Annotated in this window: 19 protein-coding genes; 1 reads left to right on the forward strand and 18 read right to left on the reverse strand. The window is 35.1% G+C overall.

Annotated features, from left to right (window positions below; genetic code table 11):
- Positions 1–12 precede the first annotated feature (12 nt).
- From priA to gmk, 4 genes are all read right to left on the reverse strand, one after another.
- Positions 13–2,421: a primosomal protein N' gene (priA, locus tag KA909_RS07030; RefSeq protein WP_193839441.1), complete on the reverse strand. Its 2,409-nt coding sequence runs from the start codon at positions 2,419–2,421 to the stop codon at positions 13–15.
- Complete coding sequence (gene coaBC / locus KA909_RS07035; protein WP_193839442.1) at positions 2,421–3,620, reverse strand: bifunctional phosphopantothenoylcysteine decarboxylase/phosphopantothenate--cysteine ligase CoaBC; 1,200 nt, start codon at positions 3,618–3,620, stop codon at positions 2,421–2,423. Before coaBC ends, priA begins: the two co-directional genes overlap by 1 nt.
- 161 nt (positions 3,621–3,781) lie before the next feature.
- Entirely contained in the window at positions 3,782–3,994 is a 213-nt protein-coding gene (gene rpoZ / locus KA909_RS07040) for a DNA-directed RNA polymerase subunit omega (RefSeq protein WP_011275989.1), read from the reverse strand.
- Complete coding sequence (gmk, locus tag KA909_RS07045) at positions 3,994–4,617, reverse strand: guanylate kinase (RefSeq protein WP_053029214.1); 624 nt, start codon at positions 4,615–4,617, stop codon at positions 3,994–3,996. The genes rpoZ and gmk overlap by 1 nt, the downstream gene beginning before the upstream one ends.
- Positions 4,618–4,775: 158 nt before the next feature.
- Here gmk and KA909_RS07050 point away from each other — a divergent pair, with 158 nt between their 5' ends.
- Complete coding sequence (locus tag KA909_RS07050; protein ID WP_193839443.1) at positions 4,776–6,473, forward strand: Rqc2 family fibronectin-binding protein; 1,698 nt, start codon at positions 4,776–4,778, stop codon at positions 6,471–6,473.
- 92 nt (positions 6,474–6,565) lie between these two features.
- On the opposite strand, the gene KA909_RS07055 is transcribed toward KA909_RS07050, so the two are convergent.
- From KA909_RS07055 to KA909_RS07120, 14 genes are all read right to left on the reverse strand, one after another.
- Entirely contained in the window at positions 6,566–6,970 is a 405-nt protein-coding gene (locus KA909_RS07055) for a VOC family protein (RefSeq protein WP_053029212.1), read from the reverse strand.
- 337 nt (positions 6,971–7,307) lie between these two features.
- The gene (locus tag KA909_RS07060) at positions 7,308–7,535 is read right to left on the reverse strand and encodes a hypothetical protein (protein WP_070855474.1); all 228 of its coding nucleotides are present in this window, start codon (positions 7,533–7,535) and stop codon (positions 7,308–7,310) included.
- 30 nt (positions 7,536–7,565) lie between these two features.
- Positions 7,566–8,174 carry an orotate phosphoribosyltransferase gene (gene pyrE, locus KA909_RS07065; RefSeq protein ID WP_070855472.1) on the reverse strand — a complete coding sequence of 203 codons (609 nt, stop codon included), beginning with the start codon at positions 8,172–8,174 and terminating at the stop codon, positions 7,566–7,568.
- A 1-nt stretch (position 8,175) separates the two neighbouring features.
- Complete coding sequence (gene pyrF, locus KA909_RS07070; protein ID WP_053029209.1) at positions 8,176–8,868, reverse strand: orotidine-5'-phosphate decarboxylase; 693 nt, start codon at positions 8,866–8,868, stop codon at positions 8,176–8,178.
- Between the two features lie 94 nt (positions 8,869–8,962).
- Positions 8,963–12,136 (reverse strand): carbamoyl-phosphate synthase large subunit, encoded by a 3,174-nt coding sequence (carB, locus tag KA909_RS07075; RefSeq protein ID WP_193839444.1) that lies wholly within the window; start codon positions 12,134–12,136, stop codon positions 8,963–8,965.
- Positions 12,129–13,229 carry a carbamoyl phosphate synthase small subunit gene (locus KA909_RS07080; RefSeq protein ID WP_210130071.1) on the reverse strand — a complete coding sequence of 367 codons (1,101 nt, stop codon included), beginning with the start codon at positions 13,227–13,229 and terminating at the stop codon, positions 12,129–12,131. The genes carB and KA909_RS07080 overlap by 8 nt, the downstream gene beginning before the upstream one ends.
- A complete protein-coding gene (locus KA909_RS07085) occupies positions 13,230–14,504 on the reverse strand; it encodes a dihydroorotase (RefSeq protein ID WP_210130072.1) in 1,275 nt (424 codons plus the stop codon).
- Positions 14,505–14,507: 3 nt separating this feature from the next.
- Positions 14,508–15,401, reverse strand: a complete 894-nt coding sequence (locus KA909_RS07090; RefSeq protein ID WP_053029205.1) for an aspartate carbamoyltransferase catalytic subunit — start codon at positions 15,399–15,401, stop codon at positions 14,508–14,510.
- Positions 15,402–15,433: 32 nt separating this feature from the next.
- The gene (locus KA909_RS07095) at positions 15,434–16,744 is read right to left on the reverse strand and encodes a uracil-xanthine permease family protein (RefSeq protein WP_193839447.1); all 1,311 of its coding nucleotides are present in this window, start codon (positions 16,742–16,744) and stop codon (positions 15,434–15,436) included.
- A 227-nt stretch (positions 16,745–16,971) separates the two neighbouring features.
- Positions 16,972–17,499, reverse strand: a complete 528-nt coding sequence (gene pyrR / locus KA909_RS07100) for a bifunctional pyr operon transcriptional regulator/uracil phosphoribosyltransferase PyrR (protein WP_075108625.1) — start codon at positions 17,497–17,499, stop codon at positions 16,972–16,974.
- Between the two features lie 338 nt (positions 17,500–17,837).
- Positions 17,838–18,755, reverse strand: a complete 918-nt coding sequence (locus KA909_RS07105; protein ID WP_075108624.1) for an RluA family pseudouridine synthase — start codon at positions 18,753–18,755, stop codon at positions 17,838–17,840.
- Between the two features lie 11 nt (positions 18,756–18,766).
- Positions 18,767–19,243 (reverse strand): signal peptidase II, encoded by a 477-nt coding sequence (lspA, locus tag KA909_RS07110; protein ID WP_075108623.1) that lies wholly within the window; start codon positions 19,241–19,243, stop codon positions 18,767–18,769.
- A gap of 115 nt (positions 19,244–19,358) precedes the next feature.
- The gene (locus tag KA909_RS07115; RefSeq protein ID WP_075108622.1) at positions 19,359–19,838 is read right to left on the reverse strand and encodes a CHAP domain-containing protein; all 480 of its coding nucleotides are present in this window, start codon (positions 19,836–19,838) and stop codon (positions 19,359–19,361) included.
- Positions 19,839–19,842: 4 nt separating this feature from the next.
- The gene (locus tag KA909_RS07120; RefSeq protein ID WP_193839448.1) at positions 19,843–20,637 is read right to left on the reverse strand and encodes a VOC family protein; all 795 of its coding nucleotides are present in this window, start codon (positions 20,635–20,637) and stop codon (positions 19,843–19,845) included.
- Positions 20,638–20,740 lie beyond the last annotated feature (103 nt).

Below are 20,740 nucleotides of genomic sequence, written 5' to 3' on the forward strand. Positions count from 1 at the left end.
AACTCTTTTTATTTACATTAATACTTGCGGATTGATATCTATTTTTAATGCAAGTTTGTCTTTAAGATAGGCCTCATGATAATAATCATCTAAATATTGTAGTGCTTTTAACAATTCCGGTTCACGCTTGTATTTCACTAAAATTTGAAATCGATGTTCGTTGTTAATACGTGCAATTGCAGCTGGTGATGGGCCTAACACTAACGCACGATCTGTGAGATGCTGCAGTAAGATTTGATGTATATGTTTGGATGCTTCCATCACTTTCTTCATATTTTTATGCGAAATCGTAAAATTGATTAGAAAATAATAAGGTGGATACTTGCCCATTTTTCTATATTCCATTTCTTTATGATAGAAAGTTAAATAATCATTTTTTTGAACATCTTCGATTGCATAATGGTCAGGATTGTAAGTTTGAATAATGACGCTACCTGGCTTTTCATGTCGCCCTGCTCTTCCAGCCACTTGTGTTAACAGTTGATATGTCCGCTCACTCGCACGAAAATCAGGTAGATTCAACATAGTATCAGCATTTAAAACGCCTACTAAGGTGATATTTGGATAATCTAACCCTTTTGCAATCATTTGTGTGCCTAATAAAATATCGCCTTTTCCTTGTTCAAATTCGGATAGCAATTTTTCATGCGCACCTTTTCTAGAAGTAGTATCTACATCCATTCGTATAATACGTGCACCTTCAAATTCTTGTTGTAATATTTCTTCCACACGTTGTGTACCCGTGCCTACTTGGCGAATATGAGAACTTTCACAATTAGGACATTTATTTGGAGGTACTTCATGGTAACCGCAATAATGACACTTCAATTGATCTGTTGACTTGTGGTACGTTAATGAAATATCACAATGTGGACATTGAGGCACATAACCGCAATCTCGGCATAACATAAATGATGCATAGCCACGACGATTAAGAAATAAAACGATTTGTTCATTTTTACGTAAGCGCTCTTCAATTGCTTCTCTTAATTCGTTAGAAAACATTGAACGATTTCCCGCACTCAATTCTTCGCGCATATCAACTATATCTATCGATGGTAATGCTTGTTGATTCACTCTAGTAGGTAACGACAGTAACTGATACACGCCTTTTTCAGCTCGTGCGTATGATTCAAGGCTTGGTGTTGCACTTCCTAATACTAAAGGACATTGATGATATTGACTTCTCCATTCAGCGATATCTCTAGCATGATACCGTGGATAATCTTCTTGCTTATATGTTGATTCATGTTCCTCGTCAATAATAATTATGCCTAAATTTTTGAATGGTGCGAAGATACTTGATCGTGCACCAACACTGACACGTGCTCTACCGTCTCTAATCTTTTGCCATTCATCGTAGCGTTCTCCATTAGATAGACCAGAGTGTAGCACCGCTACGTCATCACCAAATCGGCGTTTAAATCGTAAGACCATTTGTGGAGTTAAAGCAATTTCAGGCACTAACATCATTGCTTCTTTACCTTCATTGAGCACTTCTTCGATTGTCTGTAAGTAAACTTCTGTTTTACCTGAACCTGTCACACCATGTAATAAGAATGTACGTTGCGCTTTATTATCGATTTTGTCTTTAATCTGTTGAAAAGCAACACGCTGTTCTGAAGTAAGTTCCCGCTTCTCTTCACGTTCAAATATACGATGTGCAAACGGATCACGTTCTACTTCGGCATCATATTTCTCAATATAACCCTTCTTAACTAACCCATCTATACTTGATTTCGAGAATCCCATCTCTTCCATATCTTTTAGAAATACTGTATTATGCTGTTCATCTAATAGATAGGCATACACGTCATACTGCTTTATTTTCTTCTCAAGTTTAGCTAAGACCTCATCTGGATGATAACCTTCTACGATACGTACCGCTCTCTGTGTTTTCTTTTTTACATTTTGAGATAATATTGTAACTTCTTTCACTGCGCCCATTTTTAACAATTTGTTTAAAACAGGTAGATGATTATTCTTTTGCGCTTCTTTATACTTATATTGACCCGTAGCATCAAAGTATTCAAGCAATTGATCATCGATATCATTATATTTCACAACTTCAAAGACTTTCGTATACTTTGCTTTAATTGCACTGGGCAACATTACTTCAAGTACTGAAATGCGCTTGGATACATGATAGTGGCTAATCCATTCACTCAATTGAATCAATTCAGAGGTTAATTCAGGTTTCATATCTTGAATTTCTTTGATTACTTTTAATTTCTCAATATTAATATCATCACTAGGTTCATTTTCAATAGCCATGACATATCCTTGAATTGTACGCGGACCGAATGGAACAACCACCCTAACCCCTACCTGAATAAAAGCCTCTAAATGCTCTGGTATCAAATAATCAAATTTAAAGTCCACACTCTTAGAAGGAATATCTACGATTACCTTCGCAATCATTATTGCCACCTAGTTTCTAATTCATCTAAAATTTGTTCAGCTAATTGAACCTTTTTGCCTCTCTTAATATTAATCATTTCATTAGTTTTAAAATGCATGGTTAATTCATTATCATCTGATTTAAAACCAATCGTTTTGTCACCTACATTATTCGAAATAATCACATCAGCATTTTTTCGTTTTAATTTATCTTGCGCATAGGCTTCGATATTTTGCGTTTCAGCAGCGAAACCTACTAAATATTGATGTGCTTTATGTTCACCTAAATATTTTAGAATATCTTTAGTTCGTTTAAAGGTAACGGCTAAGTCGCCATCTTGTTTCTTCATTTTATGATCTAATACTTCAATCGGGGTATAATCAGAGACAGCTGCCGCTTTAAATACAATGTCTTGCTGATCAAAACGTGTCGTTACTGCCTCAAACATGTCTTCCGCACTTTCAATATGCACAACGTTTACACCAATAGGATCTACTAATTGCGTTGGTCCTGTCACTAACGTAACGTGTGCGCCTCTTTTTTGTAGCGCTTCAGCTAGCGCGTAACCCATTTTCCCTGAAGAACGATTGGATACGTAACGAACAGGATCAATCACTTCTACAGTTGGCCCAGCTGTGACTAATGCATGTTTACCTTTAAATGAACTATGTGCCTTTACCTTTTGCGAATGGAAAAAGTCGTTGATAACTTTAACAATTTGTAATGGTTCTTCCATTCTTCCTTTTGCTACATAACCACACGCTAAATAACCATCCCCAGGTTCAATAAAGCGATAGCCATCTTGTGCTAATACGTTAATATTGTGCTGTGTACGCTTATTCTCATACATATGTACATTCATTGCCGGAGCAATAAAGGTAGGTGTCTCAGTTGCTAACAACGTAGATGTCAGTATATCATCTGCAATACCCACACTCAATTTCGCAATCACATTTGCAGTTGCAGGCGCAATGATAATCGCATCTGCCCAATCACCCAATGCGACATGTTGAATTTCTTGTGGGTTTTCTTCTTTAAATGTATTGGTATAGACTGGGTTTCTACTAATTGCTTGAAAAGCAAGTGGTGTAACAAATTCTTGCGCATGTTCAGATAACATTACGCGTACATCGTAACCAGCTTGTGTTAATTTACTCGTTAAATCTATAGCTTTATATGCTGCAATACCACCTGTAACAGCTAGCAAAATGTGTTTCATAATCGTATTTCTCCCTTTTACTATATCGATTATTAATCATAATTTATATTAAATTTATTATACACAAATTAAAGGTGTAATTAAAAAGACACATCTTATTGAAGAAGCGTAATACTCAAATCAATAAGATGTGCATATGGATAAATTAATTTCATTTGGTTTTACATAGTGAATTCGTCAGAAACGACTGGTGTAATTTTACCGCTAGCAATTTCTTCTAATGCTTCACCAACTGGTTTAGCTGAATGATATCCACTTAATAAAGCTGTTTCAGGTCTTTCATCTAATTCACGTGCACGCTTAGCTGCAGTCGTAGCAATTAAATACTTAGAATTGATTTTCGATTGTAACTGGTTTAATGGTGGGTTTAACATTATTTTTTGGCCTCCAATAACATTTTTCTATATATAGCTTCAACACGTTCGCGTTTTAAGTGTTCTGCTTCAACAATTGATTGAATACGATCTTTCGCTAAATGGACTTCATCGTTGACTACAACGTAATCATAAAGATTCATCATCTCTACTTCTTTACGTGCTTCATTTACTCTGCTTTGAATCTTCTCATCTGACTCAGTGCCACGTCCAACTAATCGTTCTTTCAAATGGTCTAAGCTAGGTGGTGCAAGGAAGATAAATAATGCATCTGGAAATTTCTTTCTTACTTGTTTAGCACCTTCTACTTCAATTTCTAAAAATACATCATGTCCAGCAGCCATAGTATCTTTAACATATTGAACAGGCGTACCATAGTAATTCCCAACGTATTCAGCATATTCAATAAATTGATCTTCCTGAATTAAAGCTTCAAATTCTTCTTTCGTCTTAAAAAAGTAATCTACACCATCAACTTCGCCTTCACGCATATTACGTGTCGTCATTGAAATAGAGTACTTATATGATGTAGTTGGATCATCAAATATCTCTTTGCGTACAGTTCCTTTACCTACTCCTGAAGGACCTGAAAGAACAATTAGTAATCCTTTTTCATTATCCATGCCTTACGACCTCTCTAAGCTATTCTTCTATTATTTAAATATAATATCATATTGTAGTGAAAATTGTATAGAGTATGTAACATAAACTTAAATCATGACGCTATCTTTTTACCATGTTACAATATACTGAATGATTAAATTGAAGGTGGAAATTATTTATGGCATATGATGGCTTATTCACTAAAAAAATAGTTGAATCACTACAGTTTATAGTATCTGGTCGAATTCATAAGATTAATCAACCAGAAAATGATACGATTCTTATGGTTGTACGCCAAAATCGCAAAAATCATCAACTATTACTATCCATACACCCTAGTTTCTCAAGAATGCATATCACAACGAAGAAGTATGATAACCCATTTGAACCACCAATGTTCGCACGCGTATTTAGAAAACATTTAGAAGGTGGCATTATTAAATCAGTACGTCAAATCGGTAATGACCGCCGTATTGAAATCGATGTTGAAAGTAAAGATGAAATTGGGGATACCATTTATCGCACCGTTATTTTAGAAATTATGGGTAAACATAGCAATTTATTACTTGTCGATGAAAATTATAAAATTATTGAAGGATTTAAACATTTAACCCCGAATACAAATCAGTATCGTACGGTTATGCCGGGTTTTAAATACGAAGCACCACCAACACAAAATAAATTAAATCCATTTGACGTTTCTGGGGATGAAGCTTTAAAATATGTAGATTTTAATAGTGGTAAACTTGCAAAGCAGTTATTGAACACGTTTGAAGGCTTTAGTCCACTGATTACTAATGAAATTGTCAATCGCTATCAATTTATGACAACAGACACACTACCTAAAGCTTATGATGAGGTTATCGCTCAAACGTTACAAACACCTGTACCTGTTTTCCATAAAAATCATGAAACTGGTAAAGAAGATTTTTACTTCATGAAATTAGAACAATTTCATGATGATATGGTTGAATATGCATCCTTACATGAATTGTTAGATCGGTATTATGATGCCCGCGGAGAACGCGAACGTGTCAAACAACGCGCAAATGATTTAGTACGCTTTGTTCAACAGCAATCTCAAAAATATCAACATAAATTGAGCAAACTGATTACGGAGTATGAAAGTGCTAAAGATAAAGATAAACAGCAACTATACGGTGAACTCATTACTGCTAATATTTACCGCATTAAGCAAGGCGATGATGCTGTAACTGTTCTCAATTACTATACAAATGAAGACATTACGATTCCATTAAACCCTACTAAATCACCGTCAGTTAATGCACAATATTATTACAAGCAATATAATCGAATGAAAACACGTGAACGCGAATTAAATCATCAAATTCAATTAACGCGCGAGAACATCGATTACTTTGCAAATATCGAACAACAACTCGACCATATTACGGTTGATGAGATAGATGATATTCGTGATGAACTCGCAGAACAAGGATTTATGAAACAACGTAAAAACGTTAAAAAGAAAAAGAATGATAAAATTCAACTTCAAACCTATCTTTCTACAGATGGGGATACGATACTGGTAGGCAAAAATAATAAACAAAATGATTATTTAACAAATCGTAAAGCTCAAAAGTCACATATTTGGTTCCATACAAAAGATATTCCAGGATCTCATGTCGTTATTCTTAATGATGCACCAAGTGAACAAACGATTAAAGAAGCTGCTATGTTAGCTGGTTATTTCTCAAAAGCCGGAAATTCTGGACAAATTCCTGTAGACTATACAGAAATTAGAAATGTTCACAAACCTTCTGGTGCTAAACCAGGATTTGTAACGTATGATAATCAAAAAACATTATTTGCAACGCCAGATTATGACAAAATTCAAAGCATGAAAGTTAAATAAGCTGCATCGCACAGTCACTAAAATGATGAAACAATATTTAAAAAAGGGATTAGAACCGAACGCACAACTACATTCAGTTCTAATCCCATGTTTTATTTTTCAGGTAATGCGAGTTGAAAACTAACCCCAAATTTATCTTGTACCCATGCAAATTCACGGAATGGTGGCATCGCAGTTTTAGGCATTAATATTGCGCCTTCTTTCTTCAAACCACTGAATAGTCGTTCCATTTCCATCGCGTTATCAACCGTAATATATAAAGAAATTGACGGATTCATGGGCAAATTCTCACCATTATCCGCATCAATTGCCATAAATACTTGCCCATTTAGCGTAAATATAGAATGTTGTACTGTGCCTGGCACACCCGGTCCATCCTCTCCATATTTAACCATAGTTAAAATTTCACTATTATCGAACAGACTCGTATATAAATTAATTGCTTCTTCTGCTTGATTATTAAACATTAGAAATGTTGTTATTTTAGGTATTTCCACATTGATTCCCCTCTCTTTATCTTTAATACTTATTTTAAACTAATCTATATCATTTTGAAAAAATTTAAATATATAATTTCGTTAATCTAAATTTTTGACTTATTCTATTTTCAAGTTAAAATTAAAATAAAGTTCAATTGGAGGCTTTCAATTATGATGCATCTTGTTATACCTATTTTATGTATGCTTATTGTTTTACTTATCGGATGGGTGCTTATTAAAATTTTTATTCGCTAAGCGTTATGTATTATATTTCTAAACATATAAAACGTGGTATAGATATGAGAACATTTCATCTATTACTTTAGATGATTGTGCGCGCCTATACCACGTTTTTTTAATCGATTTTACCCTTTTGTCTAAGCGATTGCTTAGCCTTTTTAAAGAGGTCACTTGTATGTACAAATGAGTCCATGTTTACTTTAGATTGATTTTTACTTATTTCTTTAATGCTATTATCAATCGACATTGCGTTGTCTGGGGATTTGAAGTCTTCATCTCTATATAAGAATTCATTAACGTGCTTCATATTATTATAGAAGCGATTCGCTTCACTATCCGTCATATTAATCAATCCCCCTTTTGACATAGCATATTACAAGTTGTCTCTCCATTCAACTAAAGTTTGTATATCATGCTCAGAAATTTTACCTTCTTCACGTGCAACTTCAATTAACTCATTATAGTTACTTAATGTGTAGTAAGGGACATTGATATCATTAAACATGTCATCTGCTTTCTTTAAGCCATAAGTGAAAATGGCTACTACACCTACGACATTGGCCCCGGCTTCTTTTAATGCTTCAACTGCAGTAATTGAAGATCCACCTGTTGAGATTAAATCTTCGACAACGACGACGTTCTTGCCTTTGCTTAAAGCGCCTTCAATTTGGTTTTGTTTTCCATGGCTTTTGCTTTTCGAACGAACATAATTCATTGGTAAATTTAATTTCTCAGAGATATACGCTGCATGCGGAATACCTGCTGTTGCTGTACCAGATATAATATCTACATCACCGAATTGTTCAATAATCAACTGGCTCAATCCATCACGGATGGCACTTCGTACTTCTGGATAGCCTAATGTTACACGATTATCACAGTATATCGGAGATTTAATTCCTGAACTCCATGTATATAGGTCGTTTGGAGATAATGTTACTGCTTCGATATCTAATAAAGATTTTGCTATTTCTTTTGCCATATTAACTTAACCAACTTTCTTTAATAGTGTGATAACTTTCTACAGGATTCTCACTTTGCGTGATTGGTCGTCCAACTACAATATGTGTTGCCCCTAATTGTTTAGCGTCTTCAGGTGTAGTGATTCGCTTTTGATCATCTACAGCTGCCCCTTGTGGTCTAATTCCAGGTGTTACTTTTAAAAAGTCTGAACCTAATTCATTTGTTAATAATTCTGCTTCTAATGGAGAGCATACAACACCATCTAAACCTGCTTGTTGCGTTAATGTCGCATAGTTTAATACGGCTTCTTCGATTGTTGTTTGAATGTTTTGCTCATTACGCAACATTTCTTCAGTTGTAGATGTTAATTGTGTAACAGCAATAATCTTTGTATCATTACTAAATTTGTGCAATCCCCTTACTGCAGCTTTCATCATGGCTGTACCACCAGCTGCATGCACATTAACTAAATCGACATCTAACTTTCCTAAGCCTTCCATTGCTTTTTCAACTGTGTTTGGAATATCATGTAGCTTCAAATCTAAGAAAATATCATGACCACGTGATTTAATAGATTTAATGAACTCTGGCCCTGCTTGATAGAAGAGTTCCATTCCGATTTTCACGAAAAGTGGTTCATCAAATTGATCTAAAAATGTATTCACTTTTTCTGCGGATTCGAAATCTAATGCTATGATAGGTAAATCTTTCATATTATAACTCCTTTGAAAATGAACGACGCGGTCGCAGTCGTCTGACTAAGGAAATCCTGACTACATACAACCTTGTCGTTCTTGAATTGTCATATTACATCGTTCTCATTGAAAATGTCATACTTTCAATCACATTTGTTAAAGCATTCGCAGTATCTAATGATGTTAAACATGGCACACCATTTTCTACTGTTGTACGACGAATTTGGAAACCGTCTCTTTCTACTTCTTTACCCTTAGTCATGGTATTAATGACAATTTGTACTTCACCATTTTGGATACGTGTTAATAAATCATCATCGCCACCAATTTTACCTACAACTTCAACTGGAATATGATGTTCTTCTAATTTTTGTGCCGTTCCTTGAGTAGCTAAAATCTTATATCCTACCTCATTTAAACGGTGAGCAATTTTTACAATTTCCTCTTTATCTTTATCACTTACTGTCATAAGTACAGTACCATGATCTTTAACTTCTACACCACTACCCGTTAATCCTTTATAAAGTGCTTTTTCTAAAGTTAGATCTTTACCCATCACTTCACCGGTAGATTTCATTTCTGGTCCTAAAGTCACATCGACATTTTTCAATTTATTAAAACTGAAGACAGGTGCTTTCACATAGACACCTTCTGAATATGGTTGGATGCCTTGCTTATAGCCTAACGCTTTAAGCTGTGTTCCCATTATAGCTTGCATCGCAAGTTGTGCCATTTGAATATCTGTGATTTTACTTAAGAATGGTACCGTTCGACTTGCACGAGGGTTTACTTCTAGTACGTAAACACCATCATGTGCGATCACAAATTGGATATTAATCAAGCCTACGATATTAAGCCCTTTAGCTAATTTAATTGTGTAGTCTTCTAACGTATTAATATCTTCTTGGCTTAAAGTTTGGGGCGGATAAACAGCAATTGAGTCACCACTATGAACACCTGCACGTTCGATGTGTTCCATGATACCAGGAATGATGACTGTTTCACCGTCTGATATCGCATCAACCTCTATCTCCTTACCAGTTAAATATCTATCTACCAATACTGGATGTTCTGGGCTCGCTTTAACAGCTTGTTCCATGTAGTTTTCTAATTCAACGTCGCTATTCACTATTTCCATAGCACGACCACCGAGTACATATGATGGTCTCACCACAACCGGGTAGCCAATTTCACGGGCATTTTCAAGTGCTTCTTTTGGAGAAGTCGCAGTTTTACCTTTAGGTTGAGGTACATTAATGGTATGCAGTAAGGCTTCGAACTCTTTTCTATCTTCGGCACGATTTAAATCTTCTAAAGACGTTCCTAATATTTGAACCCCATGTTTAGCTAATTTATCCGCTAAGTTAATTGCCGTTTGGCCACCAAATTGCACGACTACGCCTTTAGGTTGTTCTAAATTGATGATATTCATTACATCTTCTTCAGTTAATGGTTCGAAGTATAATTTATCTGATATTGAAAAGTCAGTCGATACTGTTTCAGGATTATTATTCACGATAATTGCTTCGTATCCGGCATTTTGAATTGCCCATACTGCATGTACAGTAGCATAGTCAAATTCCACCCCTTGCCCAATTCGAATTGGACCTGATCCAAGTACCAAGATTTTTTCTTTATCTGTCACGATGGATTCATTTTCAGTCTCATAAGTGCCATAGTAATAGGGTGTTGTTGACTCAAATTCCGCAGCACAAGTGTCAACCATTTTGTATACAGGTTTAATGCCGTTTTCTTGGCGCAATTGATAAACTTCTGCTTCAGTCATACCGAATCGATGTGCAATCACTCTGTCACTAAAGCCATAGTCTTTAGCATATTTAAGGTAGTCTAAATCTCCAGGGTGTGCTTTCAACTCATGTTCGATATTAATAATATTTTGGAATTTATTTAAGAAGAAATAATCAATTTGCGTCATATTATGTATTTCTTCAAGCGTCGTACCACGTCTAATTGCTTCACCTATAAAGAAGAGTCTTTCATCATCTTGATGACTGATGCGTTCCTTAATATAATCTAAATCAAAACTTTCTCCATTTGGTAAGCCTAAATGGTGTACACCATATTCAAGTGAACGTATTGCTTTCAATAACGATTCTTCATATGTACGTCCGATAGCCATTACTTCACCAGTAGCTTTCATTTGAGTACCTAATTCACGTTCGCCTTTTTCAAATTTATCAAATGGGAATCTTGGTATCTTTGAAATAACGTAATCTAATGTTGGTTCAAAGGCAGCATATGATGTCCCTGTGACAGGGTTAAGCATCTCATCTAATGTTAATCCTACTGCTATTTTTGCCGCTAATTTTGCAATTGGGTATCCAGTTGCTTTAGATGCAAGCGCTGATGATCGTGATACACGTGGATTTACCTCTATAATATAGTAATTGAATGAGTGTGGGTCTAATGCAAGTTGGACGTTACATCCACCTTCAATACCTAATGCTCTAATTACTTTTAAAGATACATCACGCAACATTTGATATTCAACATCTGATAACGTTTGACTCGGCGCTACTACGATAGAGTCTCCAGTATGAATACCCACTGGGTCGATATTTTCCATATTACAAACAACAATTGCATTGTCATTTTTATCTCGCATTACTTCATATTCAATTTCTTTGTAGCCCGCGATAGATTTTTCAATTAAACATTGTGTCGCTGGACTGTAATGTAGTCCATTGCTCACTACTTCTTTTAATTCATCATCATTGTAGCAAATACCACCACCAGTACCTCCCATTGTAAAGGCAGGACGAACAATGAGTGGATAGCCTACTTCGTCTTTAAACGCAAATGCTTGTTCAACAGTATTTACAATATCACTTTCAGGGACAGGTACATTTAAATCATTCATTAATGATCTAAATAATTCTCTATCTTCTGCTTGTTGAATTGACTTTAATTCCGTACCTAGTAATTTCACATTATTTGCTTCAAGTACACCACTATCATGTAATTGAATTGCCATATTCAAACCTGTTTGACCACCTAATGTTGGTAACAGTGCATCAGGCTGTTCTTTACGAATAATACGTGCAATAAAGTCATGTGTTAACGGTTCGATATAAACTTTATCTGCAATTTCTTTATCTGTCATAATCGTTGCTGGGTTAGAGTTGACTAATATGACACGGTAGCCTTCTTCTTTTAAAGCAAGGCACGCTTGAGTACCTGCGTAATCAAATTCTGCAGCTTGTCCAATGATAATTGGACCTGATCCAATAACTAGAATCGTTTGTATATCGTCACGTTTAGGCATTTGCTGTTTGCTCCTTTTCTTTAAATTCTTTCATCATAGACATAAATTCATCGAATAAATAATTTGAATCGCTTGGGCCTGGTCGTGCTTCAGGATGATATTGCACCGAAAATGCTGGTAATGTCTTATGTCTTAATCCTTCAACCGTACCATCATTTAACGCAATATGTGTCACTTCTAAGTCAGTATGTGCCAATGACGCTTTATCAATAGCGTAACCATGGTTTTGACTTGTGATATCTACTTTTCCAGTTCGTAAATCTTTTACAGGGTGATTTGCACCACGATGACCGAACTTCATTTTAAATGACGTCGCACCTTGAGATAGCGCGAATAATTGATGTCCTAGGCATATACCGAAGAATGGAATTTTGCCTAAAATACCGTTAATCATATCCAATGCAACTTCTACCACATCTGGGTCACCAGGGCCATTAGATAACATCACGCCATCAGGTGACATAGCTAATATCTCTTCAGCCGATGTGTCATAAGGTACTACTGTCACATTGCACCCACGCAAATTTAATTCTCTTACAATGTTTTGCTTTTTACCAAAGTCTAACAAGACGACACTCAAATCAGATCCTGTAGAGACGTATGGTGTTTTAGTAGATACTGTTTCCACTTCATTTCGAGGTAACGTTGTATCTTGTAATGTACTGATTAGTGTGTCAATGTCCTCTCGATTATCAGTGAACCCTGCCTTGAGTACACCATGCTGTCTAATCTTACGAGTAATACTACGTGTATCTACGCCTGAGATACCAGGTATCTTGTATTGCACAAGCACATCGTGTAACGTTTTTTGATTTCTAAAGTTACTTGGATGAGTGCTTGCTTCTTTCACTACTACACCATTTAATGTTGGTGTTAGTGCTTCAAAGTCATCTCGGTTAATACCGTAATTACCAATTAATGGGTATGTGAATGTAATGATTTGACCAGTATATGAAGGGTCTGAGATTGTTTCTTGGTATCCTGTCATCGCTGTGTTGAATACGATTTCTCCAACTGATAAGTCGTTAGATCCCAATTGATATCCTTCATAATAAGTCCCATCTTCTAATACAAGATAGCGTCGCTCAAGCATTTATTTATCCTCCTTATATTTAACTTCGCCTTCTACCATAGTTAAAATTGGGTTACCATAAACTTTGTAACCAATAAAAGGTGTATTATCTGCTTTAGATAAGAAATCTTCAGCTTTGATTTCGCGTTCTTCTTCCAGATTAATCATTGTTAAATCAGCAAAGTGTCCTTCTTCCAATTTGCCATATGGTAAATCAAATACTTGCGCTGGTTTAACAGTTAAGTAATCCACTAATTGTTGCAATGACCAATCTCCATTTTTTACAAAATGCGTATATAGTAATGGGAATGCAGTTTCACTTCCTACAATACCGAAAGGTGCTTTAGTCATCGGTTGTGCTTTCTCTTCTTTCGCATGTGGTGCATGGTCAGTTGCAATACAATCTATCGTTCCATCTAATAACCCCTCTAATAAGGCTTCTCTATCTTCTTTACTTCTTAAAGGTGGATTCATTTTATAAATTGCATTATCACCTGGTACATCAACTTCAGTTAGTAATAAGTGATGTGGTGTGACTTCAGCTGTCACATGAATACCTGCTGCTTTAGCATCACGAATTGCTCTAACACTTTCTTTCGTTGAAACATGACATACATGATAATGACAATTTGCTGCTTCAGCTAGTAGCACATCTCTCGCGATTTGTACCGCTTCACAAATATTCGGAATGCCAGGTATACCTAACGCTTCGCTTCGTTTACCTTGGTGCATTGCACCACCATAAATTAAACTATTATCTTCGCAGTGTGCTACCACAGCTTTATTAACTTTAGCTGCTTGTTGCATTGCTTCATACATCATTGCTGATTCTTGTACACCTACGCCATCATCTGTGAACGCAAAAGCACCTTGCTTAGCTAGTGCTTCAAAATCAACATGTTCTTTTCCAGCTTGGCGTACGGTTATAGATGCATATGGTAATACACGTACTTGTGCGTTATCTTGAATTAATTGTTGTAAACGCTCCATATGTTCAACAGTGTCCGGTACTGGACGTGTATTTGGCATTGGACATACAGTTGTAAACCCACCACGAGCTGCAGCTTTCGTACCTGTTTCAATCGTTTCTTTATGTTCTCCACCTGGTTCACGTAAATGAACGTGAACATCAATTAAACCAGGTGCTACAAAATGTCCTTGTGCATCAATTACTTCAACACTTTCATCAACTTCAATATTATTGCTTATTTCTTTAATATGTTGACCGTCAATTAAAATAGATGTTTGCTTAAGTTCACCGTTATCTAAAATTTGAGCATTTTTGATTAATTTCAACGTTTACGCCTCTTTTCCTGATAATAGTTTATTGATTACTGACATTCTTAAATACATGCCATTTGTCATTTGTTTGAAAATTCGTGCCTTAGGTGCTTCCACTAATTCAGAATCAATTTCAACACCTCTATTAACTGGTGCAGGGTGCATAACAATTGCTTTATCTTTCAACTTATTATATCTATCCATTGTTAAACCGTATTGTTCATGGTAATCATTTGCCTCGAAGTTAGCTTCACCCGTTATACCATGGCGTTCATGTTGAACACGTAATAACATAACAATGTCTACTTGGTCGATAACATCATCAATTTGCACATATGGTGCATCTAAAGATTCATCAACCCATTCATCTGGACTTGAGAACATCACATTTGCGCCTAGTGATGTTAAGCTTATGAAATTACTTCTTGCTACACGTGAATTTTTAATATCACCACAGATCAAGATATTTAATCCTTCAAATGACCCATACTCTTCATAAATTGTCATGATATCTAATAAACTTTGTGTAGGGTGTTGACCACTACCATCACCAGCATTTGCAATTGGGATATTAAGATTTTCTAGTTCTTCATAATATGCATTTTGAGAATGTCTTATGACAAGTAAATCAACGCCGATGCTCTCAAGCGTTTTACATGTGTCGTACAGTGATTCTCCTTTTTGTACTGATGATGTACTTGTTTCAAAGTTAACTTCTTTAAGACCTAATTTTTGCTCTGCTACTTCAAAGCTACATTTAGTACGTGTTGAGTTTTCGAAGAATAAATTTGAAACAAACTTTCCTTCGAATTGTGGTAATGGTTGTTTTCCTGATTTATAATCACAAGCTGTTTGAATTAAATCGTAAATGTCCTCGTTAGATAAATGTTCCATAGATAATAAGTTATTCATAAAGCGCCTCCTGATAAATAATCCTTGTTAAATTAGTTTTTTGATTCCTGTTTTTCTTTTGGCAAAATTAAATTTAAGATAATACCTGAAAGTGCTGCGAGTGCCATACCTTCGATTTGAAGGTTTACACCTAAACCTTTTAAATTGATAAGTAAGTTACCAATACCTACAACTAAGATGACTGAAGCAATGACTAGGTTACGGTTGCTTGCGAAATCGATATTGCTCTCAACTAACATTCTGAGTCCGCTTGCTGCAATAATACCGAAGAGCAAGATGGATACGCCGCCCATTACCGGGGTAGGTATTGATGAAATCAACGCTGAGAACTTTCCAATGAATGATAAGACAATCGCGATGACCGCTGCGCCACCAATAACATAAACACTATAAATTTTTGTTATTGCGAGAACACCGATGTTTTCGCCGTATGTTGTACTTGGTGGACCACCAATAATACTTGCGAACATGGTTGACACACCATCACCGATAATTGAGCGATGTAAACCTGGATCCTCGAAGAAGTTTCTACCTACAATTTTATTGATTACCATTTGGTGACCGATATGCTCACTCACTGTTACGAACACGATTGGTAACATGACGAGTATTAAACCAAGGTGTATCGACGGTACATAATCTTTAAACGGTAAATAGATGTGAGGGAAGTCAATCCAATTTGCTTTCGCAATATTTGAAAAGTTTACTAATCCCATAAAGATTGAAACAATGTAGCCGACGATGATACCAATAAGTACCGGTATCAGTGATAAGAATCCTTTGAAGAACCCTTGGACAATAATGGTTACAAGTAATGTGATAAGTGCTACAACTAAATAGCTTAAGTTGTACCCTTTCATATCACCTGAATTCTCAAACATTGCCATATTAACTGCTGTTGGTGCTAGGCTTAAACCAATCACCATGATTACTGGCCCCACTACTACTGGTGGAAGTAAATGCATTAACCATCCTGTACCACTTATTTTGATTAGAATACCGATGATGACGTACATGACGCCACTAGCGAATAATGCGACCAACATATCGCCTAGACTGTGCGTACTCAATCCTGTAATAATTGGTGTGATAAATGCGAAGCTTGACCCTAAATATGCTGGAATCTTTGCTTTAGTAATTAGGATGTAAAGCAATGTTCCTATTCCTGATGCAAGTAAAGCAGCTGATATAGGTAAGCCAGTAAGGAATGGTACTAATACAGTAGAACCAAACATTGCAAATAGATGTTGCAAACTCAGTAATGCCCACTGTGCCGGTTGCGGTTTATCCTGTACATCTAACACCGGCTTAACGGTGCGTTCAAACATTTGTTCATTTTCCATTTTTTTCTTCCTTTCATAAAAAAAGTCTCTTTAACATATAAATGTAAAGAGACTAAAAAATCGTATTTAGTAAGCAGATACGTTTTCATATCCAACGTGATCTGTACATACGTGACAAAGTATTCTGTTTTAGTGAGCACATTACTACTTATTTTGAAACTTTCATACTGACACTCACTATTGAATACTTTACCTTTTTCAGTCTCTCGTACTGATTTAAAAGGCCTTTATTCAATTATAACTGCGTTCTGTGAATCCTTTTCATTTAAGAACACAGAAACGGATTCTTCTTTAGCAGTTGGAATATTTTTTCCTACAAAATCGGCTCTGATAGGCAACTCACGATGTCCTCGATCTACAAGTGCAGCCAATCCAATTTTAATTGGTCGAGAATGTAATAGAATCGCATCTAGTGAAGCTCTAACAGTTCTACCAGTGTAAAGCACATCATCAATAATGATGACGACCTTGTTATTAATATCAGCATCAATATCTATTGCGTCTTGAGTGATTTTCTTGTTAGCAATTTCAATATCATCTCTAAAATGAGTAATATCAATTGTGCCTGTCGGAACTGCTTTTTGTTCAATTTGATTGATTTTGTCTTGAATACGTCGTGCTAAGTATTCGCCTCTCGTTTTGATACCGAGTAACACAAGATTTTCTGTACCTTTATTGTATTCTAGAATTTCGTGCGCCATACGCGTTACAGTACGTTGTATTGCAGCTTCATCCATGATGATACGTTCAGACATTATCTCACCTCTTAATATTAAAAAACCTCATGTCTTTAATCAAAGACATGAGGTTTAATTTATATACGGACATGTACGTTTATACGATACATGATAAAGTCATTCTCATTATACAATTCATCAATGTGCTCAATGAATGATTTTAAGAAAGTGTATAGAATTATACTCATTGTCTTTGAAGCCTCTCTGGACTTTCGTTTAAAGACATCGTTTTCTTTTTGAACTGTCATTAGCTTAATGCTTTTTGACTTATAAGTCAATGCAAATTTTAAAATTATCTGTGTTAAATAATACTTTTTATTAGATTAAATTCCATTTTAGACAATTGAATGATTAACTTAAGCTTCTCTTAAACGGATATCTTCTAATAATGTTTCAAATGCTTCAGGTAACTCCGCTTGTCGTTCAATGTATTCATGTGTGACTGGATGTTCAAACCCAATAACCCCTGCATGTAAAGCTTGACCCCCAATATCAAGTGTCTTTCTCGGACCATATTTAGGGTCTCCAACAAGAGGAAATCCTATATATTTCATATGCACACGGATTTGGTGTGTACGCCCTGTCTCTAATTGACACTCAATTAATGTATAATCTTTAAAATGTTCCAACACATTGAAATGTGTCACGGCTTCTTTACCATTATCAACAACATCCATAGATTGTCTATCTTTCTCATTTCTTCCTATTGGCGCATCGATTGTACCGTAATCATGTGGAATATTTCCATGTACTAATGCAGTATATTTTCGCTTAACAGATTTATCCATTAACTGTTCAACTAAACCACGATGCGCGATATCATTTTTCGCAACCATTAATAACCCTGATGTATCTTTATCGATACGATGTACGATACCAGGACGAATCTCACCATTAATACCAGATAAATCTTTAATTTGATACATTAATCCATTAACCAGTGTACCTGAATAATGACCTGGTGAAGGGTGAACTACCATACCTTTAGGTTTATATACAATCGCAACATCTTCATCTTCATAATAAATATCTAAGTTTAAATTTTCCGGCTGAATATCAGCTTCAACGACTTCCTTTTCAGTAACGATAATACTGTCATTTAATTTAACTTTATAATTAGATTTAATCACTTTGTCATTTACTGTTACTAAATCGTCTTTAATCCAATCTTGTATTTGACTTCTTGACCAGTCATTGTTGAATTCAGGTAATAATTTATCAATACGCTGTCCAACATAAGCTTGATCTTCTATTTTAAATTCATGTGTTTTCAAATTACAGCCTCCTACTCTTTCGAATTTGCATCTTTAAGTAAGGCAATGATGATGAATAATACACCTATTGTTAGACTTGAATCCGCAACATTAAATATTGGAAAATCATATCCGAAAATAGTCGTATCAACAAAATCAACTACTTCACCATTTACTAATCGATCAATAAAGTTACCTAATGCGCCTGCAAATAATAAACTAATTGCAACTTGCATAAACAGATTATACTTTGCTTCTTTAATATAAAATAATACAAGTACGACGAGAATTATAAGCGTAATAATATAAAAGAATCCCATTTTACCACTTAATATTCCCCACGCCGCACCGTTATTTCTATGTGATGTTATATTTAAAAAATTGGGAATAACCTCATACGAATCACCAATATTCATTGTTGTAGCTATTATACGTTTAGTTACTTGATCAATGATTAATATTGTGATTGCTACGATTAAAGATATCGTTATATAATATTTCTTTTTCATTCACGTGCCTCCATTCACACACTACACTTTGACAACACTCTACATTATAGCTTACTCCCATACATAAAAAAAGCTACAGTTACAAATAACTCATGAGAGGTGTAACTGTAGTTCACTATGCTGTTTCATTTTTATTTTCCTTTGGATGAATATAATTAAATTCGTCTACTTGATTGTCATGAACTGTTCTTTTTGTCACTTCATACGGTTTATTATAGTTCATATCAAATACTGTTAGCGACCCATCCTGGTGAACTTTATCTATATATGCTACATGACCATATTGACCTTTAGGATATTGCAAAATTGCGCCAACACTAGGTTCATTATTTACTGTATATCCTTCTTCATCAGCTTTGGCAGCCCAATACTTAGCATCACCCCATTTATTGCTAATCATATTACCATCTTGTCGTATTCTGTCAAACACGTAATACGTACACTGCCCCTTAGCATATAAATTGAATTTCATTGGATTCTTTTCCCAAAAATGAATTGTAGGTTGCGTCATATCTTGATTATCAATACCATCATATATTGCACCAACAGTGAAAAGTGCACTACCTAAAAACATTATAGCTATAAATTTCTTCATTTAATCACACTACTTCTATAAAATTAAATCTAAATTGAAGTCCGTCTGGACCCTTAACATCGATATGCGTTGTTTCAGGATAATAATAATCAATTAATGCGAGACCATATGTGATAGGATTCATAACGCGCTTTGTACTTGATAACCATTGATTAATTGCTAAATGATGATGATATTGATTTGAAGACATATAGAGTGAAAACTTATCCAAATATGCAGATGTTTCAAGCCCAAAATAGTTTAAATAATATGATTTGACTTCAGACATACGTATCGATTTAAGAGATACATTTCCAATTTTAGTTCCTTTAGGAATGCCTTGCCAAGTTTGATCTGTTACATGCGTTAATAATCGTGGAACATGAATTGCTTCAACATCCAATTTCACATATTTATTATCGTACACCCAGTCATCTATATCGTGATCGACATAAAACTTAAATGCATTTCCCTCTGGATCTTCAATAAAAAGAGAGGTACAGACACTTTGTTCTCCACCATTTACTGGAATTTCAAAATCTGTCATTTGTACAAGTAAATCTGCTAAATCTGCTATATTAGGAAGCAATATACCTATATAAAATAATCCGGCTTCAGATAACAGCGGTTCCCTACCATTTACAATTTCTTTTAAAGTTATAAAATGATTAGATTGACCAATCTCATATTGGACAGATTGGTGTGTTTCGGTAATCACTTCAAATCCTAATACCGTTTCATAAAATGGTCTTAAATTAGCTAAATTTCTCACATTTAACGTGATACCATTTACGAAATGTGCATGCTTGGAATGAAACATTGTAGCCTCCTAATATGACTGTAAATCAATTGCATCATTTTTATTGGATGCATTAATCACTTTGATGAAAATAATACTTTTTATTTTACCTTAAAATCTATCA

Source organism: Staphylococcus sp. GDX8P54P (assembly GCF_017893165.1).
Taxonomy (GTDB): Bacteria; Bacillota; Bacilli; order Staphylococcales; family Staphylococcaceae; genus Staphylococcus; species Staphylococcus borealis.